The following is a 15,704-nucleotide window of genomic DNA, read 5'->3' as shown; positions in this document are numbered from 1 at the left end:
AAAGGTGGCTGACGAGGGGCCCCTGTCTGTGGGGCATGATGGGGCTCATGGGGACCGAGGGGGCCGACTTCCGGGTCATCGCGGGCCGCTACCGGCTGGAGGCGCGGCTCGGGCGCGGCGGCATGGGCGTCGTCTGGCGCGCCACCGACCAGTTGCTCGGGCGGCAGGTGGCCGTCAAGGAGATCGCCCAGGACGACTCCCTCTCGGCCGAGGAGGCCCGCCAGCAGCGCGACCGCACGCTGCGTGAGGCCCGCGCCGTGGCGCAGTTGAGCCATCCGCACATCATCGTCGTGCATGACGTGGTCGAGGACGACGAACGCTCGTACATCGTCATGGAACTGATCAACGGCGGCTCCCTTGCCGACCGCATCTCCGCCAGCGGTCCCGTCGGCGCGCACGACACGGCCCGTATCGGCGTCGCCCTGCTGAGCGCCGTGAGCGCGGCGCACACGGCGGGTGTCCTGCACCGGGACATCAAGCCGGCGAACGTGCTCATGGAGTCGGGCACCGACCGTGTCGTCCTCACCGACTTCGGCATCGCGCAGGTCGCGGGCGCCACCACGCTCACCGAGACGGGCGCCTTCGTCGGCTCGCCCGAGTACACCGCGCCGGAGCGGATGTCCGGGGCCAGGACCGGGCCCGAGTCCGACCTGTGGTCCCTCGGCGCGTTGCTGTGCACGGCTCTGAGCGGGGAATCGCCGTTCCGCCGGGACTCGTTGGGCGGCATCCTGCACGCGGTGGTCTTCGCCGAGATCCGCCCGCCCGAGCAGGCCGCACCGCTCCTGCCCGTCGTACGGGGCCTGCTGGAGCGGGATCCGGAACGGCGGCTGGACGCGGCGGAAGCCGAGCGGATGCTGCGGGCCTTCCTGGACACCGGCCGCACCCCGCAGTCCTCGCAGACCCCGCAGCACGGCTACACGCCGACCCAGCGGGACCTGCCCCGACAGCCGCCGCCGACCACTGCGCCCCGCGCCGGGCAGTCCACACGGGGCATGCTGGTGGCCGCGCTGCTGGTCGCGGCGATGGCGGGCGCGGGCGTGTCCGCCGCGGCCCTGCTGATGAACGGGGACGGCGACGGAGGCGGCCGACCGAGCAGCTCGGGGCCCCGCACACCGACGAGCACGTCGTCCACGACCGCGCGTACGTCGTCCCCCGCCACGAGTACGCCCTCCACAGCGCCGAACACTTCAACCGCCCCCGCGCCTGCCCCCGCCCTCACCAGCGCCCCCTCCGGCTACCGCATCGCCCACGACCCCACCGGTTTCGCGCTCGCGATCCCGGAGCGCTTCACCCGTGCTCCCCAGGGCGAACGCGTCTTCTACCTCTCCCCGGGTGACACCTTCCGCATCGGCGTCAAGATCACCGACCTGGAACCGGGCGGCCCCCTCGAGGTGATGCGGCGTGCGGCCGCCAAGGGCCCGGACACCAACCCCGGTTACCGGGACGGCCGGGTCACGGAGACCACGCAGGGCGGGCGCCCCGCCGCGCTCTGGGAGTTCACCTGGAACGGCTTCAGCGCTGCGGAGGGCGCCCGGCACACCTACGACCTGTGCTGGGAGGAGGACGGCCGGATGTACGACGTGTGGGTGTCGGCGCCGGTCGGGAAGGTGCGGGAGGCGCGGGAGTACTTCGACGTGGCGGTCGACACGTTCGTACGTACGTGAAGGGTCACGGCTCTGTGACTGAAAAGCGCCCGAGGTGGATGCAGGAGCGCTTACCGCGATATGGATGGACGCATGAGCAACAACGGGGGAGCCCGCAACGGGACTGACGAGCCGACGAGTTTCGCTCTGCAACCGCCGAACCCGCAGGCCGCGATACCGCACCCGAACAACCCGTACGCGACACCCGCACCGCCCGTCGCGCCGCACCCCGCGCAGGGCGGCCCGACAAAAGACCTCGGCACCGGTCGCCTCATCGCCGGTCGTTACCGCCTGCTCGCAAAGCTCGGCCATGGTGGCATGGGCACGGTGTGGCGGGCCAAGGACGAGACGGTGGACCGGGAGGTCGCCGTCAAGGAGCCGCGCGTCCGCGACCACCTTCCCGAACGCGAACGAGCCAACGCGTTCGAGCGGATGCGTCGTGAGGCGCGTGCCGCGGCCCGGCTCGACCACCCGTCGGTCGTGAACGTGCACGACGTGGCGGTGGTCGATGATCGGCCATGGATCGTGATGGAGCTGGTGCAGGGACGTTCCCTCGGTGACGCCCTCCAGGAGGGCACCCTGAGCGCGCGTGAGGCGGCGACCATCGGCCTGGAGGTGCTCGGCGCGCTGGAGGCCGCGCACGCGGCGGGCATCCTGCACCGTGACGTCAAGCCGGACAACGTGCTGCTGGGCCGCCACGACCGCGTGGTCCTCACCGACTTCGGCATCGCCCAGATCGAGGGTGAGACGAACCTGACGGACACGGGCGGGTTCGTCGGATCGCCCGAGTACATCGCGCCGGAGCGGGTGCTGGGCCAGCGCCCCGGCCCGGCGTCCGACCTGTGGTCGCTCGGTGTCGTGCTGTACGCGGCGACGGAGGGCGTCTCACCGTTCCGCCGCAGCAACACCCCCGCGACCCTCCAGTCCGTCCTCAACGCCGAACCCGCGCCGCCCGCGGCCGCGCAGGGGCCACTCGCGGAGGCCATCAACGGACTGCTCCAGAAGGACCCGGCGCGCCGCCCCACGGCGGCCCAGGTCCGCGCGTTGCTGCAGGCGACCGTGAACCCGCCGGCGCCGCAGCCCATGCAGGCCACGCAGGCCGTGCGGTACGTGGAGGCGAGCGGGAAGGGCGTACGGCTGGGCCGCAAGGCGTGGTTCGGGCTCGGGGTCGCGGTCGTCGCGGCGGCGGTGACGGCGTACCTCGTGCTCGCCGACCCCTTCGCCGGGCCGCTGCCCGACGGCTGGAGGACGGCCCACGAGAAGGACGTCGCCGCGACCCTGGCGGTGCCCGCCGACTACCAGCGCAGTGTGCCCGACCGGAAGACGGACCAGACCCACTGGGTCGGCTACAGCGACTACAGCGGCGCGATCTCGGTCGTCCTCACCCTCACGAAGAAGTCCGAGGACACCGGCAAGACCATCGCCGACTCCGCCGCCGCCGAGATGTACGACGACAACGGCGACTTCAAGGAGAACGGCGACTACAACCTCGACATGCCCAAGGGTGCGAAGACCACCACCAAGCAGACGACGTACCAGGGCAAGCCGTCCGCCGAGAACACCATCGTCTACACCACCGACGACAGCGAGGACCCGCGCCCCCGCGAGCTGCGGATCCTCTACTACAAGACCTCCGCCGGCGACCTCTACAAGCTCACCATCGGCTACCCGGGCAAGGGCGACTTCACGGGCCGGGGACGCGAGGTGGCCCAGACGGCCATCACGAACCTGGACGTGGACGAGCTCTGACAGCGCGTGGACGCGGAGGGTTCGCGTCAATGATCCCTCGCCCTACCGACGTTCGGTGACCGGGATATCCGGCTATGCGCGTCGGGCGAGTGCGTGTTTCGTCACTTATCGCCTATTCGAACATGTGGCTGATTCCCTTTCTCCGGCTGCGCGGTGTTGTTTGACGTGCGCATGTGACGCGAGGCTAAAGTCCCCACACTTTCTGTGACTTGTGTGGCTCCTGGGTGGGGACTGTGGAGCTGGAGAGGCGGGGGAAATGCGCGCGTCCGCGGGGCGTCCGGGTGACAGACCGAATCGGGTGATCAAACCCCTGCTCGGTGTCGTGGCAATAACCCTGCTGTGGGGCGGCATACAACCGATGACCTTCGCTCCGTCCGCGGCTGCCGCGGAGCGGGTCGAGCCGATGCGGGCCGCACAGGACGCCGCCGAGGCCGGTGGCTCCAACGTGGAGATCACCTCCCTCCGCAGCGAGTCGGGTGAGGTGTACGCCACCCCGGACGGTCAGTTCGAGGCGGTGCAGCACCTCAAGCCGGTCCGCGCCCGTGTCGAAGGGCAGTGGAAAGCCGTCGACAACACCCTGGCCCGACGCGCCGACGGTGTCGTGACGCCGAACGCGTCCGCGGTTGGTATCGCCTTCTCCGGTGGAGGTACGGGCCCGCTCGTCACCTTGGAGCGCACAGGTAGGGAACTGTCGTTCTCCTGGCCGACCTCGCTGCCGGCGCCGGCGATCGAGGGCGACACCGCGACGTACGCCGACGTGCTTCCGGACGTCGACCTGAAGATGCGGGCCACCACGGACGGGTTCTCGCAGCTGTTGGTGGTGAACACGCCGGAGGCGGCGAAGAACCCGGCGCTCACAGAGCTGAGGCTGGCCGTCGACTCTCCCGGGCTCGACCTGCGGGCCACGGACTCAGGTGGTCTGCAGGCGGTGGACGAGACGGCGGGCGGTGTGGTGTTCCAGGCGGCCAAGCCCCTGATGTGGGACTCGGGTTCCCAGACGGCCACGAATGCTTCCGCCAGGACCCGCAGGATGACTCCCGCAGCCATGCCCGCAGCCGCCCCGGCCGAGTCCGACAGCACCGACGGCCCGGGCGACGCCGCCAAGGTGGCGCCCATCGACGTACACGTCACCCCGGACGGCAAGCAGCTCAAACTGACACCCGACCAAGATCTGCTGACGGACGCCGACACGACGTTCCCGGTCTACATCGACCCGCAGACCTACACCCCGAAGGCTGGGGAGTGGACGATGGTCTCGCGTTACTGGGCCACCGCACCGCAGTGGCGCTTCAACGGTGACTCGGACGCCGGTGTCGGGTTCTGTGGCTGGGACTACTGCGCTCCCCACGACGTGAAGCGAGTCTTCTTCAAGTTCCCCACCTCGAGGTTCTCGGGGAAGTCCATCCTCAGCGCGACGTTCGTGGGTCGCGAGACGTGGTCCGGCTCGTGCGACGCGCAACCCGTCGAGCTGTGGCGAACGAAGTCCTTCGACTCGGACACCACCTGGGACAACTCGAAGAACAACTGGCTCGACCACCTCGACACCAGGAACGTGGCCAAGGGGTTCAGCTCCTCGTGCCCCGGCGGGAACGTGGAGTTCGATGCCACGGCCGCCGTCAAGTACGCGGCGTCGCACGACTCGACGTACACATCCTTGGGTCTGAGGGCCAAGGACGAGGACGAGAAGATCGGCTGGAAGAGGTTCGCGGACGATGCGTACCTGCGGGTGAAGTACAACCGGCCGCCCCGGCAGATCGCCATGAAGCAGCTGTCGATGCAGCCCGGCGGCCTCTGCAAGAAGCCCGAGAGCAAGGTCGCGATCCGCTCACTGCCGAGACTGACGGCCAGCGATGTGAAGGACCCTGACAGCGACAGAGTCACTGTGCAGTTCCAGTTGTGGTGGGACGCCGGCAGTGGATTCAAGCCGCAGTGGACCTCCGACCGCATGACGCCGAAGGCCTCCGGCATGGACTTCAGCACGACGCTGGTGGAGACGCTGCCCAACGGAAAGAAGATCCCCAAGAACAAGACGGTGGCCTGGTTCGCGCGCGCCTTCGACTACGACGAGGGCAAGTACTACAGTTCCTCGCCATGGTCGGGCGCGGGAGCCGCGACGGGCTGCTATTTCGTCTGGGACACCACCGTGCCCGTCGGTCCCTCGATCAGGTCGGGCGACTACCCGGCTGCCAACGACAGCGACCCGAACGACCCTGTCTACGACGGGGTGGGACGGTACGGCACCTTCACAGTCGACTCCCCTGACACCGACGTGGTGAAGTACTGGTACGGCGTCAACGAGGACGCGTCCTCGGAGAACCAGGTGACGACCTCGGGCGGCGCGGCCAGGATGGTGAGCTTCCGGCCCACCCGCTCAGGGACGAACTTCCTGTACGTGCAGGCTGTGGATGCTTCCGGCCGGGTCAGTGAGCCCTCTCGTTATGCGTTCCGAGTGAAATCAGGTCAGCCGTCCCGAGCAACGTGGAAGTTGGCCGACGCCGCGGGCGCCACTCGGGCGGAGGGCAACGCCGGCAGTCGCACCCTGGACCTCAAGGGCGGCCCCACCCTGGGCGCCCCGGGCAAGAAGGGGACCGCGGTATCGCTGGACGGCGTGGACGACTACCTCGTGTCTGACATCCCGACCGTTGACACGTCGCTCAGCTTCTCGGTGTCCGCCTGGGTGAAGCTGGACAAGCTGCCGAGCACCGCGGCGGTGATCGCGGCGCAGCCCGGCAACAACGCCCCGGGCTTCGAGCTGTACTACTCGAAGGGCTATGACCGCTGGGTCTTCAACCAGTACACGGCCGACACCTCCACAGCCACGCCGGTACGGGCCATGCAGGCGGCCGGGGGCGGAGTCAGAGCGGGCGAGTGGGTGCACCTGGTGGGCACTTACAGCATGGGCGCCGATCAACTCGCCCTTTATGTCAACGGCGAGCTGGCCGGAACAGCCACGTATGCCACGCCGTGGGACGCCCCGCGGGGACTGCAGATCGGAGCGGCCAACCTCGCGGGAAGCGTGACCAACTACTTCCCCGGCACGATCGACGAGGTGCGCGTCTTCGAGAAGCCTCTGTCGCCCGTGGAGGTCAGTGACCTCTACAGCAAGAACTCCATCGGCGACGGTCGCCCGGCCCGTGCCGTGTTCACCCTGAACGAGCCGGCCGCGGATGGCGATGGCCAGCGGACCACGCAGGCGACCGGCCGAGCCGACGTGAACCCGGCGGTGCTCAAGGGCGGTGCGAAGCTCGGACAGCCGGGCCGCGCGGGCACAACGCTCACTCTGGACGGCGTGGACGACCATGCCGTCACATCCGGCCCCCACCTCAACAACCAGAACAGCTTCTCCGTGGCGGCCTGGGCCAAACTGCCCAGGACCAAACCCACGCACGGTGCGGTGATCGCGACGCAGGTGGGCACCGTCGTGCCGGGGTTCGAGCTGTACTACTCGTCGGCCTACGGCTGGACGTTCAACCAGTATTCGAAGGACAGCACGGACGCCACCCCCATACGGGCGTCCCAGGGCGACGCCGCCCTCGCCCCGGGCGGTGAGTGGACGTACGTCGTGGGCTCCTACGACGCCGTCACCGACGACCTGCGGCTGTACGTCCAGGGCAAGTGGGTCGCGACCGCCAAGGCCGACGCACCCTTCTACGCGGGCGGCCCGGTGATGATCGGGGCCAGCAGCTTCAGTGGTGCCGCGGCCAGCTTCTTCCCCGGGCAGATCTCGGACGTGCAGTTGTACGACCGGGCTGTGTCGGGCGCGGAGATCGCCGCGATGTTCGACAGCCGGCCCACGGTCGAGGGGCGTTGGAAGCTGGACACGTCCTCGGGCAGTCCCGCCACCTCGTCCGACGATCTGGTGCGGGAGGATCACAGCGCGCATCCGCTGGCCCTGGGCGCTGGTGCGAGCATCGACCGAACGGGCAGCAGCAACCTGATCGGCGAGGGCGGCCTCCTGCTGAAGGGCTCCAGCACCGGCTATGCCGCCACCAGTGTCTCGCCCGTGGACACCAGCAGGAGTTTCACCGTCTCCGCCTGGGTCACCACGCCCGCCCGACCGCAGAAGCCCGTCACGGTGATGAGCATGGCCGGGGCGAACGCCAACGGGTTCGCGGTGCGCTACGTCCCGGATGGGGCCGATCCGGCGAACGCCGGGCGCTGGCAGCTGGTCATGGCCAACGGTGACATGACGTCGGCAGTGGTCTCGACGGCCGAGCACACCGACTTCCAGGGAGTCGACGCCTGGGACCACATCGCCGTCGTCTACGACGCCTATGCCGGGCAGATGAGGCTGTACGTCAACGGCCTCACCCAGGTCAGGCCATGCGCAGACGACAACGACGACGGCCAGGCCGACGACCCGGACTGCACGGAGAGGGTGTCGTGGAACTCCTCGGTACTGCCGTTCGCGGCGGGTAAGGGGCTCCAACTCGGCCGGAGCAAGACCGGTGTCACCACGTGGGGCGAGTACTGGAGCGGGGCCGTCGATGACGTCTGGGTCCTCCAGGGTGCGGCGAGTGACACCCAGATCGCCGCACTGGCCAGCCGGGACTACGCGGGTCTGCCGACCATTCCCGGTCCGTGATCGAACGCCGGGTGGGGCAGCCTCCGACACGGCGGCTCCACCCCACGGCCTGAACAGCAAGCAGAGCAAGAGCACGACCACTTTCAGCGGTGCACCCCGCCGACGGGGTGAGTGCCGCATGCGCGGCACGGGACGGGGTGGACTGATGAGGCGAGGGATGACGGCGAAGGGACGCAGACGGATACGGGCGAGGATCGCCCTGACGGTCTCCGCGGTGATGATCGGCACCTTGCTGGACGCGACGGTCTCCCAGGCCGCGCAACCCGCCGACACACTGCCGAAGGTACCGGCGTCCGAGAAGCCGGTGTCCGGGCATGGCCTGAAGATGCTGCCCCGTAAGGACGACGGTGAGCCCAGGCTTCCCACCAAGGCGCCCGAGCGAGCCTGGCCCGCGCCCGGGGTTGCGACGGTGACGCTGGCGTCGGACGGCAAGGGGCGAGCCGTGCGCGCCGGGAAACTTCCGATCTCGTTCACGGCTCCGCCGAAGATGGGCGCGACGAAGAAGCGCACGCCGCTGACCGGGGAAGCGACGGTCCGCGTTCTCAACCGGGAGACCGCCGAGCGTGCGGGTGTCGACGGCATGTTGTTCTCCGTCCAACGCCAACCGGACGCGCAAGGCGACACCGTCGGCGTCCGTGTCGACTACTCCAAGTTCGTCCAGGCCTACGGCGGTGCATACGCGGCCCGGCTGAAGCTGGTTCGCCTGCCGGCCTGCGCTGCGACCCAACCGGGGACCGAGAAGTGCACCGCCTCTGCCCCAGTGGTCGCGAAGAACGACCCCACCACCAAGACGCTGACCACGTCGGCGCTCTCTTTGCCTGCCGCCGACGTCAGAAGTGGTACGGCGGCCCCGATTCTGCTGGCCGCGACCGCCGGCACCTCCAGCGACCACGGCGATTACAAGGCCACCCAGCTCTCCGCGTCCTCGGCGTGGCGGACCAACCTGAACACGGGTGACTTCACCTGGGCGTACGACATGCCCGTACCCCAGGTACCGGGCGCCTTCTCTCCGCAGATAGGACTTTCCTATTCGTCGGGCGGAATCGACGGCCGTACGGCGAACAGCAACAACCAGGCGTCCTGGGCCGGCGACGGCTTCGACCTGTGGCCCGGATTCGTCGAACGCAGCTACAAGCCCTGCGCCGACGAAGGAGTGAAGAACTCCGCCGGCATCAAAGTCGGTGACCTGTGCTGGGCCTACGACAACGCGACCCTGTCGTTCAACGGGCACTCCGGCGAACTGATCGCCACCGGCGAGAACACCTTCAAGATCAAGGGTGACGACGGGACCAAGGTCGAACGGGTCTACGGCGCGGACAAGAACGACGTCCGGGCCAACGGTGCCCGCAAAGACGAGTACTGGCTCGTCACCACCACCGACGGCACGCGCTACTACTTCGGCTACAACCGGCTGCCGGGCTGGGCCTCGGGCGATCCGGTGACGAACTCCGCCTGGACCACCCCCGTCTTCGGCAACGGGGACACCGAACCGTGCCACGGCGCCACCTTCGCGGAGTCCTGGTGCCAGCAGGGATGGCGCTGGAACCTCGACTACGCGGTCGACACCCACGGCAACGCCATCGCCTATTACTACGACAAAGAGACGAACCACTACGGCCGCAACCTCAAGCCGCAGGACGAGACCCCCTATGTCAGGGGTGGCTCCCTCGACCACATCGACTACGGCCTGCGCCACACGTCCGTCCTCTCGTCCAAGGCCCTGGGACGTGTGGACTTCACCACCGCCGAACGATGCCTGCCCCAGACCGGCGTGACCTGCGACGCCTCCACCATCGACGACAAGAAGTTCTACTGGTACGACACGCCCTGGGACCTGAACTGCAAGGCCAACGTGGACTGCACGAGCGCCCCGTCGCCCTCGTTCTGGACGCGTAAGCGACTGACCGGCGTGACGACCAACACGCTCAAGACGGACGGCACGTACGCGCCGGTCGACACATGGAAGCTCGACCACCGCTGGGGTCGGGCGGACATCGACTACCAGCTGCTTCTCGACTCGATTCAGCACACCGGCAGCTCGGCGACTCCAGAGATCGCCTTGCCGAAGGTCACTCTCGGCTACGACCAGCGTCCCAACCGTCTCGACGTCAGCGGCGACGACACGGCTCCCTTCATCAAAGAACGCCTGTCGACCGTCGTCGACGAGTCCGGGGGACAGATCGACGTCGCCTACTCGACGGCCACCTGCAACGCGTCGAACCTGCCCAAGCCCGAGACGAACAGCACTCGCTGCTTCCCGGTGTACTTCACCAAGGAAGGCGATGCGGACCCGAGCCTCCAGTGGTTCAACAAGTACGTCGTCGACGAGGTCGTTCAGACCGACCGGACCAAACTGTCCCCCGACATGGTCACCCGGTACAGCTATCTGGAGGGGGCGGCCTGGCACTACGACGACGATGACGGGCTGACCAAGGAGAAGCACAAGACCTGGTCCACTTGGCGCGGTTACGGGCACGTCCGGGTTCAGACCGGCGGCCAGGACCCGGTCGGCATGAAGTCGCAGACCGACCACTACTTCCTGCGCGGCATGGACGGTGACCGCGCCAGTCCGTCCGGCGGCACCAAGTCGGTGACCGTCTCCGACGACAACGGCGGCACTGTCACCGACCACGACTCCGCGGCCGGCTCCGAGTACAAGACGGAGACGTACAGCGGACCTGGCGGCCGAGTGTTGGAGAAGACCGTCAACACGCCCTGGCACCGCCAGACGGCATCTCGGGTCCGCAGCTGGGGGACTACGACCGCCAACCTGACCGGTACGGCGTCCACCCGCACATGGACCTCCCTCGACGACGGTGTCGGCAGCAAGTGGCGCACCACGTACAGGACCAACACCTTCGAGAACATCGTCGGCCGTGTCACCCGGACCGACGACCTGGGCGACGAGTCCACCGCGAAGGACGACCGGTGCACACGCACCACCTACGTGGACAACGCCGGTGCCTGGATCCGCGACTCGCCGTCCCGCGTGGAAACGGTCGCGGTCCGGTGCTCGCAGACTCCCGACCGGTCCAAGGACGTCATCTCCGACGTCCGCTCCGCATACGACGGCCAGAACTACGGGGTGGCCCCCACCAAGGGCGACACCACCCGCACCGCGACGCTGGACAGTCACGACGGCAAAACCGCCACGTATCTGGAGTCCGAGGACACCTACGACGCCTACGGCCGTCAGCTGACCAGCAAGGACATCTCCGCCGACGTCACCGCCACGGAGACCACCGCGCCGGTGCGCGTCGCACGCACGGATGGTCGTACCACCACCACCGCGTACTCGCCGGCCACGGGTTTCCCGACCACGTCCACGGTCACCACCCCGCCCGCCACGGCGGGCACGGCCTCCACCGCGCAGACAACCACGACGACGTATGAGCGGATGCGCGGCTTGCCGGTCACCGTGGTCGACACCAACGGCAAACGCACCGACACCACCCATGACGCTCTCGGCCGCAACCTGAAGATCTGGCTGCCGAACCGGTCCAAGGCCAACAACGACACCCCGAACTACCAGTTCACCTACACCATCGACGGCAGCGGCCCGGTCGCGGTCGGTACCAGGACTCTGAAGAAGGACGGCACCCAGCAGACCTCCTACACCCTGCTGGACGGCTTCCTGCGCCAGCGCCAGACCCAGGCTCCCGGGCCGTCCGGCGGCCGGTTGCTCACGGACACCTTCTACGACGAACGCGGCCTGACGGCCAAGGAGTTCGCGCCCTACTACAACACCGACGCGCCCTCCACATCCCCGCTCAAGCTGGACAACGCGCTGGCCGTGGAGACCCAGACGTGGAACACCTTCGACGGACTGGGCCGCGTCACCAAGACCCAGCAGGTCGCCGGCAACGGTGACCACGGCACGGTCCTGTCCACCACACTGACCGAGTACGGCGGCGACCGGGTCACCGTCACCCCGCCCAAGGGAGCCACCCCCACCACGACGGTCACGGACGCCCGCGGCAACACGACCGACCTGTTCCAGTACCAGGCGGCCACCCCGACGGGCGCGTACGACCAGACGCGCTACGAGCACACACCGAGCGGACAACTGGCCAAGGTCACGGACCCGTCCGGCACCAGCTGGAGCTACACGTACGACCAGCGCGGAAACCGGAAGGTGGAGTCCGACCCTGACAAGGGCGTCACGACCTTCGAGTACGACGACCGCAACCAACTGCTGTCCACCACCGACGCAGGCGGCAAGAAGATCACCCATGTCTATGACGGTCTGGGCCGCGAACTCGAGACGCACGAGGGGGAAGTCTCCGGCCCCTTGCTGACGAAGCAGGAATGGGACCCGACCAACTTCGAGGGACAGCTGGCCGCGTCCACCCGCTACGTCGGGGGCGCGAGCGGATCCGCGTACAGGAGCACGTACAGCATGTACGACAACCTGTACCGCCCCCAGCGCACCACGGTCACGGTTCCTTCCGTGGCGGGCGAGGAGGACCTGGCCGGCTCGTACCAGACGAGCACCGCCTACAACCTCGACGGCACGGTTCAGTCGACCAGTTATCCGGCGGCGGGCTCCCTGGCTTCCGAGATCCTGACACCGACGTACGACGAGATCCAGCGGCCCAAGACCCTCGGCGCCGGCGGCGGTGCCACCTACATCACCGACACCGTCTACAGCTACACCGGCAAGCCCCTCCAGTTCACCTACCAGTCAGCCGGCGCGAAGAAGACACAGGTCACCAACTCCTACGAGTGGGGCAGCCAGCGCCTGGCCAACAGTCGTGTCGACCGCGAGGACGTGGCCGGCACCGATCGGTCGGCCACGTACGGCTACGACGAGGCCGGGAACATCACCTCGCTGTCCGACGTGTCCCGCTCGGGCACGGATGCCCAGTGCTTTAAGTACGACTACCTGACTCGCCTGACCGAGGCGTGGACCCAAGGCACCACGGGCTGTGCCACCAGCCCGAGCGCCTCGGTGCTCGGCGGCCCGGCCGCCTACTGGCAGTCGTACACCTACGACAAGAGCGGCAACCGGACCGGCGACACCAAGCACGACACGTCCGGTGACACCACGAAGGACGTCAAGCGCACCTATCGCTACCCCACGCCGAGCGGCATCCGGCCGCACGCCGTCACCGCGATCGACACCACCGGCCCCACGGGTACGGCGACCGACAGTTACACCTACACCGCGACCGGCGACACCGAGACGCGCACCATCGGCGGAAACAAGCAGACGCTGGAGTGGGACGCCGAGGGCCATCTGTCGAAGGTCACCGAACCGTCGGGCAACGGCGGGACCAAGACGACCTCCTACGTCTACGACGCCGAAGGCAACCGCCTGATCCGCCGAACCAACGCCGAGACCACCCTCTATCTGGGCCTGACGGAACTCACGCTCACCAAGGGTGCCGACAAGGCCAAGGCAACCCGGTACTACGACCTCGGCGGTGGCAACCAGGCCATCCGCACCGACGACAACAAGCTCAGCTTGCTCATCGGTGACCGGAACGGCACCTCCGAACTGGCCATCAACGCGACCACCCTGTCGATGCAGCAACGCCGGTCCACCCCGTTCGGCGGCAGCCGGGGCACTCAGCCCACAAGCTGGCCCGGGCAGAAGGGGTTCATCGGCGGAACCCAGGACGCCACTACCGGGCTCACTCACCTCGGCGCCCGTGAGTACGACCCGTCCACCGGTCGTTTCCTCTCCGTCGACCCCGTGATCAACACGGCGAACCCGCAGCAGATGAACGGCTACTCCTACGGCGGCAACAGTCCGCTGACCCACGCGGACCCGTCGGGTAAGTGCCCCTACGTCGACTGCCCCACCCGCCCCTGTCCCTCATGCGAGAACACGACCCCCGGCCAGCAACCGGGTCCGCCCAGGCTCAGCGGCAACGCCCAGGCGGCGGCCGATGCCGCGGCCCGGCAGAACACCAGAGACGTCCAGCGCGCCCAGACGGTCAAGCACACGCCCGTCATCAAGGTCGTCAAGAAGGTCGGCTGGGAGTTGTTCAAGGGCTATATCGGATGGGACGACTTCAAGGGCTGTCTGAGTGGCAGCACCATGTCCTGCGTCAACCTCCTTATCGGCGCGATCCCCTTCACCGCGATGTTCAAGAAGGGCGGCGAGTTCCTCGGCGCCGCGTGGAGGGTCGCGAAAGCGGTAAGGAAGTGGCGCAAGGAGCAGAAATGGGCCGATGACATCCTGGAGTCCGCTGCCGCCTGCACAAGGCACAGCTTCCTGCCGGGCACCGAGGTCCTGCTGTCCGACGGCACGACGAAGTCGATCGAGGACGTGAAGACGGGCGACGTCGTCCTGGTCACCGACCCCGATACAGGCAAGACGGTGAAACGCAAGGTGGTCGCCACCATCACCACGGAGGACGACAAGGATTTCACCACCCTCACCATCGCCACAAAGGCCGGGCCCTCCGTCATCACCGCCACGGACACCCACCCCTTCTGGGTCCCCGACCTGAAGAAATGGGTGGACGCCGGCGACCTGAAGCCCGGCCAGTTCCTGCGAACGAGCGCCGGCACACACGTACAGATCACGGCGGTCACGCACTACACGAAGCGACAGCACACGCATGACCTCACGATCGACGACGTCCATACCTACTACGTGCTGGTGGGGGCCGCTCCCGTCCTGGTTCACAATTGCGGTGACGCCAGGTTTGCGGTGGATTCCAGCGGAGTTGTCGATGACCTGGACAACCCCGTGACGGCGACCGAACGCTACAATCGCAGCACGCACTACGGTGGCTCTCAGACGACTGGTCCCGCCGGCGTCGCCGCGAGGGCGGCTGGTGAAGGGCAGCCATGCCCCGAATGTGGCACCGCGATGGTAAGTGGAACGCGTCATGCACCTGTCCCAGAGCACGATCCCCCGTTGGTTCTCCACTACTATCGCGGGGGCGGATCGGCTATGACAAACGCGGAGCGCAGGGCCTATGCAAGGAATGACGGCATAAATGGCACCGCGTGTGGGGTATGTCAAAGGTCACAGGGTGCCGAAATGGCAAAAATATCCAAGGCAATTGCTAGGAATCTGGGGCTATGACTGATGAAGGTGCGCGGTTGGTTGCTCTCGAACGCCATGTTCGTGGTTTCTGGGATGGGCACATCGTGGAAGCTGCGACTTGGGAGCGCGGACCGATCCTGGAGCGGGTCCCACGCTTCTCTACCTACCGCGTGCTTCCCAAGCGGGCTGGTGAGGCTTGGATCTACGTGACGGTGGGGTGCTCGCTTCTCGGCCCTCCTGTCGGAGGGACGGAGTTCTTCGTCATGTCGCCTTTTGCTGACGAAGCCCACTCCGAAACCCTGGCAATGGTCGGCCATTACCACTCGTTTGAGTCTCACCGCCTCGGCGTTGGGTCGGTCATCCATATCGGTCGCCCGTGGATGGGGGATTCGCGGATGGATCACATGCTCGTCAGTCTTCCTTATCCGTACGGCCCGGATCTTGAATGGTCCCCGCCGGAGACCGGCGGGGCGCGATTCCTGTGGCTGCTCCCGATTCATCAGAGCGAGGCAGAATTCATTAAGGGCACGACCCTCGATGAGTTCGAATCCCTGATGGATATCAGAGGTGTGAACGTTCTGGATCCCAACCGAGGTCCGATCGTTTGAAATTAGCCTAAGGTGGTTTCCGGAGACCTTGCTGAGCTTCGCGTGGCTTCAAACTCTGCCCCTGGATGGATGAATGATGCCGAGTTAGGCAAGGGAGTGCTGCAGATCGTCGT

Annotated in this window: 5 protein-coding genes; all 5 read left to right on the top strand. The window is 67.6% G+C overall.

Features of this window, described 5'->3' with window-relative positions:
• The first annotated feature begins 47 nt into the window (after positions 1-47).
• Positions 48-1,664 (top strand): serine/threonine-protein kinase, encoded by a 1,617-nt coding sequence (locus AC067M_RS07010; protein ID WP_478695930.1) that lies wholly within the window; start codon positions 48-50, stop codon positions 1,662-1,664.
• Between the two features lie 72 nt (positions 1,665-1,736).
• Positions 1,737-3,392 carry a serine/threonine-protein kinase gene (locus tag AC067M_RS07005; protein ID WP_478695929.1) on the top strand — a complete coding sequence of 552 codons (1,656 nt, stop codon included), beginning with the start codon at positions 1,737-1,739 and terminating at the stop codon, positions 3,390-3,392.
• 298 nt (positions 3,393-3,690) lie between these two features.
• Positions 3,691-7,977: a LamG-like jellyroll fold domain-containing protein gene (locus AC067M_RS07000; protein ID WP_478695928.1), complete on the top strand. Its 4,287-nt coding sequence runs from the start codon at positions 3,691-3,693 to the stop codon at positions 7,975-7,977.
• A gap of 157 nt (positions 7,978-8,134) precedes the next feature.
• Positions 8,135-15,022, top strand: coding sequence for a polymorphic toxin-type HINT domain-containing protein (locus tag AC067M_RS06995; RefSeq protein WP_478695927.1), 6,888 nt, complete (start codon positions 8,135-8,137; stop codon positions 15,020-15,022).
• On the top strand, positions 15,019-15,591 hold the full coding sequence (locus tag AC067M_RS06990; protein WP_478695926.1) for a suppressor of fused domain protein: 573 nt from the start codon (positions 15,019-15,021) through the stop codon (positions 15,589-15,591). Before AC067M_RS06995 ends, AC067M_RS06990 begins: the two co-directional genes overlap by 4 nt.
• The last annotated feature ends 113 nt before the right edge of the window (positions 15,592-15,704 follow it).

This window comes from Streptomyces sp. NPDC043427, from assembly GCF_056436655.1.
This window is presented reverse-complemented; position numbering and strand designations above follow the sequence as displayed.

Coding starts and splice junctions, on each gene's coding strand:
- AC067M_RS07010 (WP_478695930.1), top strand. CDS start 48: ATGGGGACCGAGGGGGCCGACTTCCGGGTCATCGCGGGCCGCTACCGG.
- AC067M_RS07005 (WP_478695929.1), top strand. CDS start 1,737: ATGAGCAACAACGGGGGAGCCCGCAACGGGACTGACGAGCCGACGAGT.
- AC067M_RS06995 (WP_478695927.1), top strand. CDS start 8,135: ATGACGGCGAAGGGACGCAGACGGATACGGGCGAGGATCGCCCTGACG.
- AC067M_RS06990 (WP_478695926.1), top strand. CDS start 15,019: ATGACTGATGAAGGTGCGCGGTTGGTTGCTCTCGAACGCCATGTTCGT.